Genomic DNA, 14,238 nt, shown 5'->3' with positions numbered 1-14,238 from the left:
ATAACGTTAATGATAATTGGAAGGGTGTCAGAGGATGAAGTTCAGAGGTCACGAAACATTTTTTATTAGAAAAGGCTGGCTGGGAAAAGGTCTGAAAAATGTTGCTGATAAGGCGGATGTTTTTGTGACCAAAGAAGTTAATCCCATGGATATTCTTGGTATCGGTTCCAATATGGTGAAGTCGCTTCGATATTGGATGCAGGCGGCAGGTCTTGCCACGGAACCCAGGTCTGGCAAACGAGTGCAAACGTTGACAGACTTAGGGAGAATTATTTATCAGCAGGATCCGTATTTGGAAGAACTGGGGACTTTGTTGCTATTGCAGTATGAGCTGGCAACTAATATTGAATTGGCAACTTCCTGGTATTTCTTTTTTCAGGAATTTAATATGCAGGAATTTACCAAGGATGATTTTGTGAGGGCATTAGGTAATTATTTGGCTTTAAACGCACCGGAGGCAGCTCCCTCCGACCGTTCTATAACAGATGATTTTAATTGCATAGCAAGTACCTATATACCTCGTAATAAATCGAATCCTGGAAAAATTTCGCCGGAGAATAATATAGACTGTCCATTGGGGGAATTGGGGCTCATTGATATAGCAAATAAGGAAAAGAAAGTTTATAAAAAATCTATTCCAGCTGCTAAGATATTTCATCCCTTTATTGTTCAGGCAATGATATTGAGAGGTATGGCTCAGCAAAAAAATGTATCTGACAAATCACAGCAATTAGAAATAGAGATTAATAGCTTGCTGCATGGTAAGAACAGCATAGGCAAAGTATTCAATCTGGACACTATTACATTGTTGGATGTTCTGCGTAATGCAGAGCATAGAAAGGTATTGAAAATAATTCGTACCGCTGGCCTGGATGTAGTTCAATTAGATGCCTGCTGTCCAGCAATAGAATGTGTAAGGAAATATTATCAGGATTTAAATTATTTAGATAGGGAGGAAGCATAGTGAAAGATATGCTAACAATTGCTTCCGGATTTCAATATTCCGTAAATATAGCTTTTGATTTATACAATGATGAAAAATTAGAAAATTATATACCGACTAAAAATGCTTTGGGCTTTATAGCGGAAATTATGGCTTCCACTGATATGTCAGCAAAGGATAGGGCACGGGTGCTGGTGGGGGCCTATGGCAGGGGAAAATCTCATATAGTGCTGAACATAGTTTCTTTGCTCATGCAGAGGGATAAGCATTTATTTCAAAATATATGGCAGGCAGATAATGAGCATAAGCTTAGTGCCATCGTTAATCGTTATTATGAAAATTGCAATAAGTTATTGCCGGTTATTATTTCAGGAAGCAATACCAGCCTGACACAGGCATTTATTATTTCCCTGCAAAGAGCATTGCAGGATAATCAGCTGCTGGATGTGATGCCGGAGACTAATTATCAGGCGGCGGCAAAGTGTATCGAGCGATGGGAGCATGAATATCCTGATGTATATGGGAGATTGGCAGAGGCTGTTGACATGCCGGTAACAGAGTTTACAGCTGCCCTGCAAAATTATGATATTGGTGCGTACAAGCAATTTGAACAAATTTACCCGGCTTTGACTGCTGGCAGCATGTTCAATCCTTTCCTGGGATTTGATGTAGTTGAATTATATGAAAGCGTAGCAAAAGCAATTGCTGCTAAGGGATATGGCGGAATTTTTGTCGTATATGACGAATTCAGCAAGTACCTTGAGGCAAATATCAAGGAAGCCACTGTCAGCGATACGAAAATGTTGCAGGATTTTGCCGAAAAATGCAATCGCAGTGGTGAGCTGCAAATGCATCTGCTGCTTATCTGCCATAAGGAAATTGCCAATTATATCAATAAGCTGCCAAAAGAAAAAACTGATGGCTGGCGTGGCGTATCGGAACGCTTCAAGCACATACAGCTAACCAATAATTTTGCTCAGACATATGAAGTTGTCAGCAAGGTTATAAAAAAAGACACGGTACAATGGGAGAGATTTCTGCTTAATCATAGAGGCTTATTTCAAGGCTGGCAGGATAAATATGGTAAAAGCAGAATGTTTTCTGATGTAAATGACACAGAATTATGTCATGTCTTTGAGCACTGTTATCCGTTGCATCCTGTGTCCCTGTTCCTGCTTCCACGTCTATCTGAAAAGATAGCACAGAATGAACGTACTTTGTTTACCTTCTTATCAGCAGAAGGCAGATTTACTATGTCTGCTTTTATTGCGCAACAGCCAGCTGATGAGGAGGCTTTTATTTTGCCTGATTTAATCTATGACTACTTTCAGCCTCTTATGCAGAAGGAATTTTATACAGGCGATATTCATCAGCAGTATGTATTGGTATCAGCTGCTGTGCAGGATTTGTCTGATGATTCAGTAGAAACAAAACTGATAAAGACGATTGCCTTGATTTATATGGTGGGTGAGTTTGAAAAGCTGTCACCTAAAGCGGATGTACTGCTGGATATTTATGGCAACTTGTATGGTTATGATGTGGTAGAAAAAGCACTGCTGAATTTAGAAAAAAATAATTTAATGGTTCGGCTCAGGCGCAATAATGGCTTTTTGCGTTTAAAGGAATCTTCCGGGGTTGATGTATGGCAGAAAATTCATGATGGAGTTGCAGCAGCAGGGCAGCGGTATTCTGTAAAAGAAATACTTAATAGCATGAATTTTGAGAGATATGTATATCCATCACGTTACAATGATGAAAAGGAAATGACGCGTTATTTTCAGTTTGAATTTATTGATGGTGATGAGATTGCTGATAATAATGGTCTGCCTGCCAAAAGTGGAAGGATTCATGCGGATGGTATTATTTATGGAGTTTTGCCACGGGACGAAGAACAATTAGCGAAAATAAGAAGTATTTTACCAAGTGCAGAAGATGAAAAAATCATTTTTGTACTACCGAAAGAATATAGCGATATATCTCGCAGTGTAAGGGAACTGGAAGCAGTTGCACAGCTTCGGGCAGAGGCTGCAAATGACAAGGTTTTGTGCAACGAGTATGGGATTATTTATGATGACCTGTATGAAGTAGCGGATGATTATATCAAGGGTTTTGTCAGGCCAGAAGCTGGAACGGCAGATTATTTTTATCAGGGTGTGAAGAAGCAGTTTTTCAGGAAGTCACAGTTATCGGAATTTTTATCACAGATAATGGATAAAATATATGCAGATACGCCTGTGATTAACAATGAAGTAGTGAATAAAGACGAGATCACAAGCGTGGCTATTACTAGCCGCAGCAAAGTAATTGCGGGCTTGCTACGCTCCGAATTGGAATATGACCTGGGACTCAAGGGGAGTGGCCAGGATATGGCCATTATGCGCAGCACGCTGCTGAGAACCGGGGTGTTGCAGCAGGATGTCGTGCAGTCAGTCTGCCTGAATCTGTCTCCGTCAACCAATACTGCTTTGGCAACTGTGTTGCAGAGAATTAAAAATATACTTTGGGATGAGCTGGGCAGTGAAAAAATGTGCATGGCAAAGGTGTATGACTATCTGATAAATCCTGCATATCACGTTGGCATGAGGCGAGGTATTATACCGATTTATCTGGCTGCAGTGCTGCATGGCATAAAAAAGGGGTTAGTGTTTTCCAACAGCTTTGGCGAGGTTTCCTTAGATGCAGAGCTTTTGCATCAAATAAATATAGCCCCGGAGAATTTCTTTGTAGAAAAAATAAATTGGAATGAAGCAAAAGAAAAGTATTTGTATCATTTGGAAAAGCTATTTGCTGATTATGTGGAATATGATGCACAAGATGCAGGCGCTGCGAATTATAATCAGGTTTATATGGCTATGGAACGCTGGTATCGGGCTTTGCCACGTTACAGCAAGGAAATTACCTGCTATTTGAATGGCAGGCCTCTTGAACGGGAAATGAAGAAATTTATAAATATTTTCCGCAATAGGCGAAATAGTGCGAGAGAGGCATTGTTTATTGCTATGCCTGCTATTTGGAATATTAGCGAGGATTATGCACAGCTTTCACACAATATAATGTATACCAAAAAAATGTATGATGAAGCCAGTATGGTATTGCTGCAATATCTGGGGAATTTTTTACGCAGGAATTTTCTAGCAGGAGCAAATCCACGGGCAACAACTGTTTCTGTACTAAAAAATTGGCTGGATGGTTTGCCTGCCGGGATTATGCAGGAGGCATTTGCTGATAATACAGATAGATTTTTGCAGATTATTCAGGAAGCTTCGGCAGATGAACAGGAGTTAATACAAAAAATGTCTTCCCTGCTTGTTGGCCTGCGTGTGGATGATTGGTCTTTTGATGAGGTTGAAACCTTTAAAGCAAAGGTGATGAAGCATAAGGAGACGGCAGAAAATTATCATGCTGATATTGTGCCAGATGCAGGAGGTCAGGCAGAGTTTATTGCTGATGTCAATGCCAGGGAAGGATATGAAATAAAGATATGTGATGAGCAGGGAAATTGTTCTATTAAGCGATTTGACAGAGTGGCTTATGCTCCGAGAGGAAAAAGGGTATTAAATACGCTGAATGCCCGCTTGGAGGAAGCCGGGCAGGGGCTGACAATGGCAGAAAAGCGGCAGATTGTCATGGAGCTGCTGTCAGGCTTGATTTAAGAAAAATTGTTAGGTGGTATTAACATGGCATATTTTGATAATGCTGCAACGACATATCCAAAACCTGATGCAGTGTATCAGCAGATGGATAATGTTTATCGCAGTATTGGTGGCAGTGCAGGCAGGGGAGAGCATAGCGGCAGCAAGGCTATCGGCAGGTTGACAGGGGAACTCAGGGAAGCAATAAAATTGTTATTGCATTGCCCGGCTAAGCAGGTGATGTTTACACCTACCGGGACGCTGGCACTGAATATGATCTTGCAGGGGTTATTGCAGTCTGGCATAAAAAATGTTTATATAACTCCTTTTGAGCATAATGCGGTTACCAGGATATTGCATCATTATGAGCAAAAGACAGGTATCATTGTCAGGCAGCTGGCGGTGAAGAAGCATAATTTTATTTATGATTTGCAGTCCATAAAAGCAGCCTTTAAGGAAAATAAGCCGGAGCTCGTTGTTGTCAGCCACGCCAGCAATGTTACAGGCTTGCTGGCACCTATAGAAGAAATATTTGCTATGTCTAAAGATTTTGGGGCATATACGGTAGCTGATATGTCCCAGACAGCAGGTCTGGTTGATATGCAAGTGGGTGAAATTTTTGATTTTGCTGTTTTTGCCGGACACAAGACACTCTATGGCCCTACGGGGATATCGGGATTTGTTATGAAGCCGGAACTAAAGCTGCCGTCTATTTTATTTGGCGGTACAGGCTATGATTCTGCCAATCAGGATATGCCGGATAGATTGCCGGAAAAATTTGAAATGGGGACAATGAATATTTCAGGGATGGCGGGCTTACATGCAGCATTAGCATGGCTGCAGGAGCAAGGCATCGAGCATATACGGGAACGGGAGCAATGTAACAGGCAGAGATTGTTGGAGCTATTGAGAAAATATTCCTTTATTCAGCTTATTGGGATAAGCAATGAGGCTGATTATGTGGGAGTTGTTTCCTGCCTGGTAAAGGGCATCAGCAGTGACAGCGCAGGGATGATTTTCAATGAGCGGGGAATTGCCGTGCGTACAGGTTTGCAGTGTGCTCCCTTGGCACACCAATTTCTGGGGACGTATCCAGCCGGTACGGTGAGGTTTAGCGTAAGTTACTTTACTTCGGATGAGGATTTTTGTGAGCTGGAAGATGCTTTGGATGATATAGAGGATAATTTGTAAAATATCTGGGTTCCTGGGGGAATGATGATGAGCTTGCAGGATATTGTTATAGAAGCTGAATACAGAACTTTGAGTGTTGATATGGCAAATGATTTTTATATTCCGCTTTTAAGAGAGGCGATTTTGTATAAGAGGGCAGTGGGATTTTTTTCTTCATCTGCACTTGCAGCTATTGCACCAGGATTATTTGAAATTTACAAAAATAAAGGAAAAATTCGTTTAGTAGCTTCACCAAACTTGTCTGATGATGATATTCAAGCTATTGAAGATGGATATAAGCAGCGTGATGAGGTTATTGCTGATGCGTTATACAGGGAATTAAAAGATTATGATGATTTCTGCAAGATGGAAAGCTTGAATTTATTGGCTAATCTTATAGCAGATGGGATTATGGATATAAAAATTGCTGTAAGTGTGGGAAATAAGGGGATAGGTATTTATCATGAAAAAGTAGGCATTATTGAGGATGTATATGGAAATAAGGTGGCATTTTCTGGCTCTATGAATGAAACTGGTATGGCATTGGAAGATAATTATGAGGCTATTGATGTATTTTGTTCATGGGAGGGCGCGGATGCAGGTCGAGTAGTAAGAAAAGATGAAGCTTTTGATAAAATTTGGGAAAATTTGGATAATACCGTGGAGGTAAAGGCTTTTCCTGAAGTGAATAAGTTTTTGATAGAGAAATATCGGCGAGGAAGCATAACTGATATGTATGTATGCGATGGTAGTGCGGTATATAAAGTGAAGCAAGGTTTTGGATTTATCAAGCCATTTAATATAAAATTGCATGACTATCAGCAGGAAGCTATTGAGGCATGGAAGATAAATAATTATTGTGGCATATTCGATATGGCAACTGGGACAGGGAAAACATATACGGCTTTAGGAGCTTTGGCTGAACTATGCTTGCATGTAAAAAGGCTTGCGGTAATAATTGTATGTCCATATCAGCACTTGGTTGAGCAATGGGTAGAAGATATTAATGCATTTGGTGTGAAGCCTATAATTGCTTACAGTGGTTCGCCATATAAAGCCTATAAGAAGGCTTTGAAGAATAGCGTATTTAATTTCCGGATGAAGTTTAAGGATTTCTTCTGTTTTATTACGACAAATGCTTCGTATATTACAGGTGATATACGCAAAGAAATAGAAAAGCTGGGTGAGGATGCAATTTTAGTGGTAGATGAAGCGCATAATTTTGGTGCTGAAAATCTGCAAAAAACATTGAGGCAAAATTTCCAGTATAGGGTAGCTTTATCAGCAACTTTGGAGCGGCATAATGATGAAGCTGGTACGAATATGCTTTTAAATTTTTTTGGCAAAAAGTGCATCGAATACAATCTAGAGCGTGCTATTAAAGAGAAAAAACTTACACCATATTATTATCATCCAGTAATTGTCTATCTTACGGAAGATGAGTTAGAGCTTTATCAGGTTTATACACTTGAAATTGCTAGGAATATTGTTCGAAAAGATGGAAAAGTCATTATTACAACCCGGGCTAAGCAGTTTATGTTGAAAAGAGCAAGGCTTATTGCAGGTGCTACAGGCAAAATAGAAGAATTAAAGCGCATGGCTGGGGAATTTAAAGATGAGTATAACATGTTGGTATATTGCGGTGCTACTAATGTTCAGACTGATGTAGATGAATCAGTTGTTTCAAAGGATGAGATACGTCAAATCGACTGCATTTCAAGGATGCTGAATTTTGATTTTGGTATGCGGACAGCTCAATTTACATCCAATGAGAACATGGAAGAACGGCGCAGCAGGATAGAAGATTTTCAAAACCATGATTTACAAGCATTGATAGCGATAAAATGTCTTGATGAGGGAGTTAATATACCATCTATTCAAAAAGCATTTATTTTAGCTAGTACGACCAATCCAAAGGAATATATTCAGAGAAGAGGGCGTGTGCTGAGATTATATCCAGGCAAGAAATTTGCAGAGATTTATGATTTTGTTACATTGCCGAGGGAATTGAGTGTAGTTGCAAATACTTCTTCTGAATTGGCAAAGGCAGAAAGGTCTTTGGTGCTAAAAGAAATGAGGCGGATGTATGAATTTGGAAGGTTAGCAATTAATTTTTATGACACTGATAATATTATTGTGGATTTAAGAGATGCTTACAATATTTATGAAGATTTGGGTGAGTATGATGAGGAGGAGATTTTGTAATGGGTAATTTTGAGTTAAAGGATGAACTTATAAAAGTCATAAAAAATAGAGCTATAGTTATGGAAATGATGAATCTTCAAATGGCTCAAGACAGGAGAACACAACCATCAGAAATGTTAAATAAGCAGATAAATATGATAAAGACAGAATTGGCAGGAGAGAAGGAGAAATTGTTATGATTATATATTCTATCGAGTTAGAGAATTTTCGTCAATTTCGTGGATGTCATCATTTGGATTTTTCTATTGATAATGATAAAAATGTTACAGTAGTAATGGGGGAAAATGGTTCAGGCAAAACTACCTTGGAACAGGCATTTACGTGGTGTCTTTATGGTAAGACCACGTTTAAAGATAAGCAACTACTAAATAGGGAAGTATGTAATACTATGCCAATTGGTACAACTGAACAAGTCAAAGTGGAAATGGTGGTGCATACAAATAATGCTGAGTTTTGTATTAGGAGAAGGCAGACCGTAACGAAAAAGAGTGCATCTAAACATGTATCAAGTTTAGATGATTTTAATGTAAAACGGAGAAATGCAAATGGCGATTGGGAAGATGTCGGCAAGAGGTTACAGGCAGATTCTATAGTAGCTGAAATGTTGCCTGAGAAGTTATCCGGCTTTTTCTTTTTTGATGGTGAACGTATTGATAAGATGAGTGAAGATTTATTACAGAAAAGAAAAAGTGATGATTTTAAGGAGGCTGTGAGGGCATTAGTAGGATTGAATACATTGCAGGCAGCGATGGATAGATTTGGTCCGGATAATAGAATGAAGACTGTGGCAGGGAAATTAAAATCGGAAATGGATGATGAGGGAGAAGGGAAAATTGCTGAATTATCAACAGAAATAAATAGTTTAGTTTTGAATATAGAAAATAATCAAAATGAGCAGCAAAAAATAGTGGAAATGTTGGACAACGTTAAGAAAATGCTGTTGGATAAAGAATTTGAATTAAAAAATATGCAGGATAGTATTAATAATGGAGTGCAGTATGCAAAATATCAACAGAAAATTGTAAATGAAGAAAAACAGCAGGTTGCAGATGAATCAGAGTGCCTAAAATATTTTTCAAAGCATATATTTAGAGTTTTATTGTTGCCATTGTATAAGATGGCATTAACAGAAATAAAAGATGCTGGCAAGATAGATATGGGGATACCTCATATTCATTCTAAAACAATAGAGTTTTTATTGAACAGAGGTAAGTGTATATGTGGCAGTGATTTACATCAAAATGTTGAATGTTTGAAGAATTTACAGGCGCTTATGTATACATTACCGCCTCATAGTCTTGGCAATATGATTGGTTCCTTTTTAAAAGATATAAAAAATAATAGTAGAAATACAGATGGTTCTGTAGAGCATTTTATGCAATTAGTTAAAAATGCTTTATGTCATGATGAGCGTATTGCTGAGTATCACAATGAAATAAAGTTGCTGGAAAGCAAACTTCCCAACCAAGAGCGAGTGGCCACTCTTAACAGGGCTAAAAAAGAACTGGAAACAGAACAGCGTAAGCTGCAAAATGAATTGGGGATATGCAAGGAAAATATAGGGCGATTTAAGCAGGAACAGGAGCGTTTGGAGCGTAAACGCAATAACATTATAAGCAGTAGCAAGCGTAATAAAATTAATAAGCTTTATTATGAGTACGCTATGGCGGTATATCAAGAGCTAAAAAGTGATTATGAAGCAAAAGAAATAGCTACTCGTGAAAATCTGGAACAGGTTATCAATGAGATATTTGCAAAAATTTATGATAATCAGATTGGTCTTACCATTAATGATGATTATTCTGTATCCACATATCTAATGGATAATTCTATTGGGGATGGTGATTTAGAAAAAAATACGGCTCAGAGTTATGCGGTAATTTTTGCTTTTATTGCTGGTATTATTAAAATGCACATAGAAGGAAAAAAAGCAGAGATTAAATCAGATGTGACAGATAATGCTGATGTTAAAGAAAATGATGGTTTACCATTAGTTATGGATGCTCCATTATCTGCATTTGATAAAGACAGGATTAAACGTATATGTGAGGAATTGCCGAAAATTGCCAAGCAGATAATTATCTTTATTAAAGATACTGATGGAGATATTGCGGAAGAACACATGACTAATATAATTGGTAAAAAATGGCTTATTAAGGCTGATAGCCAGACCAGTTCAAAAATTCTCGAAAGGAATTGATATTATGTTTGATAGTGATATTCTTTTTTACGGAAAACATGCAGATTATTTGAGGCAATTAGCTCCATCGAAGCAGTATAAGGAAAAAACGGAGCAGAGAAGGACATTTTTCAATAGTAACATAGAAGCGGTATTAGCGGCAGCAGCGATTGGTTTTATAAAAGGGAAAAAATCACAAATTGAACGTGATACAAGGATTGCTGATAATAGGATTTTTTATGAGGCAGTTTCAAGGCATAAAGAGGAATTAGAGCTGATATACAGATTGATTATGTTACTTGATGACAAGGGTAATTTACCTGCAAATACGCGCATTGATAAGGCATTTAGGTATGATGCTAATGATGAATTGCGTAAGCCTGGTGATGAGGTATTTTGGGCTTACGTGCGTGGTGGTATAGAGTATTTGTATGATGTTTTGTATAAGGAATCAGAGAATACGCAGGAAGATATTCAAAAGGCTGTAGAATTTGTTGAATCTTTCAGAGTTACCTATCTGGAAGATGGCATGATAAATGAGATATATGGGATGTGCAATAAGACTGGAATTTAAAATAGTAGTATTGGCATAATACAATCAAATGTGTGAGAGGTGGAGAAGATTATGGCCAATGAAAATGTTTCTGATTTAACAAATATCATAGATAGAATAAATAAAAATGAAATATTGCTGCCTGACTTTCAGCGTGCTTTTGTTTGGCGAGATGAAGAACGTCAGAAAAAACTGATAGCATCTGTATTATGTAAGATGCCGATAGGTAGCATTTTGTTACTACATGCAGATCCAAATGATTACGCAGCCAAAGTCATAGGTTGTAAAAATAAAATGGTTAATACGTCTAATATTTCAGATAAGGTTGACTTTTTATTAGATGGACAACAGCGCATAACAGTGCTATCTAATGTTTTTTCCAATGTAATTCATGAAAATTGTCCAAAGGTTAGTGAATTAGTAGCTTCAATAGCCTTAAAGCGTAGATTTTTTTTGAAACTGCCTAGGTGGAATAATCCACCGGATGAGAATGAAGATTGGTTTGGTATTAGAAAGCTGTTATTTCCTATGGAGCAAGTGAATCATAAACCAAACTTTTTAACATCACAAGTTTATAGCTATATCCATGTAGAAAATTTCAATGCAAATGATGGCAAGCCATATAATCCTGCACAAAAATTATCAACTAAACTTGATGACTTTTGTATTAGTTATAGTGATGGGTATTTAATTCCTTTATTTTTAATGTGTCCATTCGGCATAAAGGCAGATTTAATGAGATTGCGTTTTTCGAATATTTTGGAACGTACATCAAATGGAATAAAAGATGAAATATTGAATCACTATATGTCGCTAATTGATAAGCAGGAAAAGTGTGATTTTGTAAAAAAGATTTTCCCAGATGTTGCAGATGAAATTTTAGATGATAATGATGATGAACAAGGCGAAAACTTTAAGATGCACATTGAAGGACGTGGACGTGTATGGCGTGACAAAATGACAGAGTACTTGAAGTCCTGTATTACTGGTCTGGAATTGAATCAGATAGGTGTGGATGCTTCTCAACGCGCAAGGGCAATAGATATTTATGAAAATCTCAATATGGGCGGAGTTTGTCTAAATACTTTTGATTTAATTATGGCAAGGGTTGCTAAAGTTAATAAGGAAAATTTCCATGCCAGAATGATTAGACTTATGTGTGCGCCTAAAAAGTATTCTGTGGATGTGTTACCAGGCAATATAAAGAAAATTATTAGAAATAGAATTAAGAATAACACATATAATGCTACTATTCAGACCCAGTGTTTCGTTGAGAAGAAAAATGAATTAAATAGCAGGTATATTGATATTTTCCTGAATGTGCTGGGAATACTATGCAGTTCACCAACGCTGGATACTAATCAAATAAAACTGGACAATATAAAGAAAGATTATATATTGTCACTAAATCCAGAGAAAATAGATAATAATTGCGAAAAAGTGATTGAGGCCGTGGATAGGGCGATGTTTTTCCTGCAATGTAGATGCGGAATAAGAAGTATTCAGGAAGTCAATTATTATTTAATGGTTGTGTTGTTGGCAGTTATTTTCGCAAAGGATGAGAATTTTGCAAATCATGATGTACATGATTTGCTAGAGGGGTGGTACTGGTCGGTGCTGTTTTCTGGTGAATATGATAAAGACCAAAATACAAGGATGATAAATAATCTAAAAAGTATGCTTGAAACTATCAATAAGCAAAAAGATATGGGGTGGCTTAACAGCATAAGAAATAACGTTTTTGCTTTGACAAATTTTTCAGAAAAAAGTTTGTTGTTGATGGAAAAAGTAAATGAAGATAGATTGCCGAAAAAGGTTTTGCGGAACTTTATTTGTCAGTACATGCTTTCTAAGACATATACTGATATGTTTGACGTGAATAAATGTATTAGCGTATTTTCAGATGAAGCAGATACTTTAGAGGCGCATCATATTATCCCGTTAGGGACGGTTAAGAAGGTAGGAGAAAATACAGCTAAATTGCGTGATAAGCCAGAACATATATGTAATTCACCGGTAAATTTTGCCTATATCACTCAAAAGGCAAATAAAGAAATTTCGGATAAACCTTTGTCTGTATATGTAACAAAAATAAGAGATGAGGCAAAATCTGTGTTACATTTGACATCGTATAAGTCTTCGGATGTGGCAGATACAGATAAAAAAATACATGATTTATTGGAAATCAGATTTAATGCTTTATGTGGTGACGTGAAAAATCATATAAATGAATGTTTTGCAGTATGGTAATGTAATGATGGTGCCAATAGTCTGTTTTTGTGGTATAATGGATTCAGTCAAACGTGTGCTGGGAGCGCAGAGGTGACCTTTCGTTATCACAGAGGCAGGTGATACATCGTGGCATGGAATTCTATATCAGGTGAAATAACATCTCATGCGGTGCCGGAAGATGAAATATGGGCGGAATTTAATGGCTTTTTTTCCAGCAATAGCAGAAAGACTGCTACATATAAGTATGGTTTTCTGAAATCTATCCTGGATAATTTGTTTTCCTGTGATGCTACTAGCAGGGGGATGGAGCTGACTTTTCAGCAGTTGTTTGAGAAGTTTACGGAAAATTACTGGAATTTGATTTTGAAGTATAATTTGAGGCAGATGAGCAATAATGGCAAGTCTGCCTATTCGAGTTTAGAAAAGATATTGATACAGGCAGCTAGTGAGAATGGGGTAATTCGCTATCTGGAATATAATTCTTTGCAGGCTGATGGAAGAAACGCACTTGTGTTAGAAGTCAAAAGGGTATGTAAGAGAAATGTCGTCGGTGCATTGTACGGAGATTTTGAAGGTAAGTTTTACGGTTTCAGCTTGAAAGAGGAACGTATCTGGATAAGTACCGTAGTGTATGCCTTTCTGCTGAAATATAAGCTGGAAATTGAAAAACTGAATTATTATGCCTGGGCGAAGCTTCTGGAAAAGATAAATGCTCATAATCCGCCTACGAAGCTGGTGGATAAGCTGGAATTGGCAACGCCAAAACGCAATAATTTATTATTTTATAGGCGTATTTTGCAAAAAGAATTTGAGGAACAGTGCTGCTTTTATTGTGGCAGGCAGCTCAATGAAAAAGTTCATGTGGACCATGTTATTCCGTGGCAGCTTGTCCGGGAAGACAGGCTTTGGAACTTTGTGTTAGCCTGTCCGGCATGCAATATCAGGAAAAATAATCGCTTGCCTAAAAAGGAGATGTTGGAGCTAGTGATTCAAAGAAACGAGATTATGCGAGTATCTGATATGTGCGTGAATAGTATTGCAGAAGAATTTAAGAATTATTCTGGTGACATGATGGTTAATTTGTGGCAATATGCGAAAATGGGTGGTTTTCGTGAGTGGATATAATTTGTGAGCATCGAAGGGAGATTTTATCTTAATGTGGCAGAAGACTCCTTGCCTCTATAGGCGGGAGATGAATGCCACGTCCACCGAATTTACGCAAGTAATTGAGGTGGACAATAGAACATAGTGGTGATATAATAGTAAGTGACAGGAGGTGAACGATATGTTACAGCAAAAAGGCTATCAGTATAGAATATATCCC

At 37.7% G+C, this 14,238-nt stretch carries 9 protein-coding genes; all 9 read left to right on the top strand.

The window, feature by feature from the left end; translation table 11 throughout:
- Positions 1–34 precede the first annotated feature (34 nt).
- The gene (locus FYJ84_RS02725; RefSeq protein WP_154405933.1) at positions 35–964 is read left to right on the top strand and encodes a DUF4007 family protein; all 930 of its coding nucleotides are present in this window, start codon (positions 35–37) and stop codon (positions 962–964) included.
- Positions 964–4,596, top strand: coding sequence for a restriction endonuclease subunit S (locus tag FYJ84_RS02720; protein ID WP_154405931.1), 3,633 nt, complete (start codon positions 964–966; stop codon positions 4,594–4,596). The genes FYJ84_RS02725 and FYJ84_RS02720 overlap by 1 nt, the downstream gene beginning before the upstream one ends.
- A gap of 24 nt (positions 4,597–4,620) precedes the next feature.
- Positions 4,621–5,766 (top strand): aminotransferase class V-fold PLP-dependent enzyme, encoded by a 1,146-nt coding sequence (locus FYJ84_RS02715; protein ID WP_154405929.1) that lies wholly within the window; start codon positions 4,621–4,623, stop codon positions 5,764–5,766.
- Between the two features lie 27 nt (positions 5,767–5,793).
- On the top strand, positions 5,794–7,950 hold the full coding sequence (locus FYJ84_RS02710) for a DEAD/DEAH box helicase family protein (protein WP_154405927.1): 2,157 nt from the start codon (positions 5,794–5,796) through the stop codon (positions 7,948–7,950).
- Positions 7,950–8,129 (top strand): hypothetical protein, encoded by a 180-nt coding sequence (locus tag FYJ84_RS02705; RefSeq protein WP_154405925.1) that lies wholly within the window; start codon positions 7,950–7,952, stop codon positions 8,127–8,129. Before FYJ84_RS02710 ends, FYJ84_RS02705 begins: the two co-directional genes overlap by 1 nt.
- A complete protein-coding gene (locus FYJ84_RS02700) occupies positions 8,126–10,150 on the top strand; it encodes an AAA family ATPase (protein ID WP_154405923.1) in 2,025 nt (674 codons plus the stop codon). Before FYJ84_RS02705 ends, FYJ84_RS02700 begins: the two co-directional genes overlap by 4 nt.
- A gap of 4 nt (positions 10,151–10,154) precedes the next feature.
- The gene (locus FYJ84_RS02695; protein ID WP_154405921.1) at positions 10,155–10,703 is read left to right on the top strand and encodes a hypothetical protein; all 549 of its coding nucleotides are present in this window, start codon (positions 10,155–10,157) and stop codon (positions 10,701–10,703) included.
- A 51-nt stretch (positions 10,704–10,754) separates the two neighbouring features.
- The gene (locus FYJ84_RS02690) at positions 10,755–12,932 is read left to right on the top strand and encodes a DUF262 domain-containing protein (protein WP_154405919.1); all 2,178 of its coding nucleotides are present in this window, start codon (positions 10,755–10,757) and stop codon (positions 12,930–12,932) included.
- A gap of 285 nt (positions 12,933–13,217) precedes the next feature.
- A complete protein-coding gene (locus FYJ84_RS02685; RefSeq protein WP_154405917.1) occupies positions 13,218–14,039 on the top strand; it encodes an HNH endonuclease in 822 nt (273 codons plus the stop codon).
- Positions 14,040–14,238 lie beyond the last annotated feature (199 nt).

It is taken from the genome of Anaerovibrio slackiae (assembly GCF_009695585.1).
GTDB lineage: Bacteria > Bacillota > Negativicutes > Selenomonadales > Selenomonadaceae > Anaerovibrio > Anaerovibrio slackiae.
This window is presented reverse-complemented; position numbering and strand designations above follow the sequence as displayed.

What these genes read in the sequence shown, in the direction of transcription:
- FYJ84_RS02725 (WP_154405933.1), top strand. Translation starts at nt 35, where the DNA reads ATGAAGTTCAGAGGTCACGAAACATTTTTTATTAGAAAAGGCTGGCTG.
- FYJ84_RS02715 (WP_154405929.1), top strand. Translation starts at nt 4,621, where the DNA reads ATGGCATATTTTGATAATGCTGCAACGACATATCCAAAACCTGATGCA.
- FYJ84_RS02710 (WP_154405927.1), top strand. Translation starts at nt 5,794, where the DNA reads ATGAGCTTGCAGGATATTGTTATAGAAGCTGAATACAGAACTTTGAGT.
- FYJ84_RS02705 (WP_154405925.1), top strand. Translation starts at nt 7,950, where the DNA reads ATGGGTAATTTTGAGTTAAAGGATGAACTTATAAAAGTCATAAAAAAT.
- FYJ84_RS02700 (WP_154405923.1), top strand. Translation starts at nt 8,126, where the DNA reads ATGATTATATATTCTATCGAGTTAGAGAATTTTCGTCAATTTCGTGGA.
- FYJ84_RS02695 (WP_154405921.1), top strand. Translation starts at nt 10,155, where the DNA reads ATGTTTGATAGTGATATTCTTTTTTACGGAAAACATGCAGATTATTTG.
- FYJ84_RS02690 (WP_154405919.1), top strand. Translation starts at nt 10,755, where the DNA reads ATGGCCAATGAAAATGTTTCTGATTTAACAAATATCATAGATAGAATA.
- FYJ84_RS02685 (WP_154405917.1), top strand. Translation starts at nt 13,218, where the DNA reads ATGGAGCTGACTTTTCAGCAGTTGTTTGAGAAGTTTACGGAAAATTAC.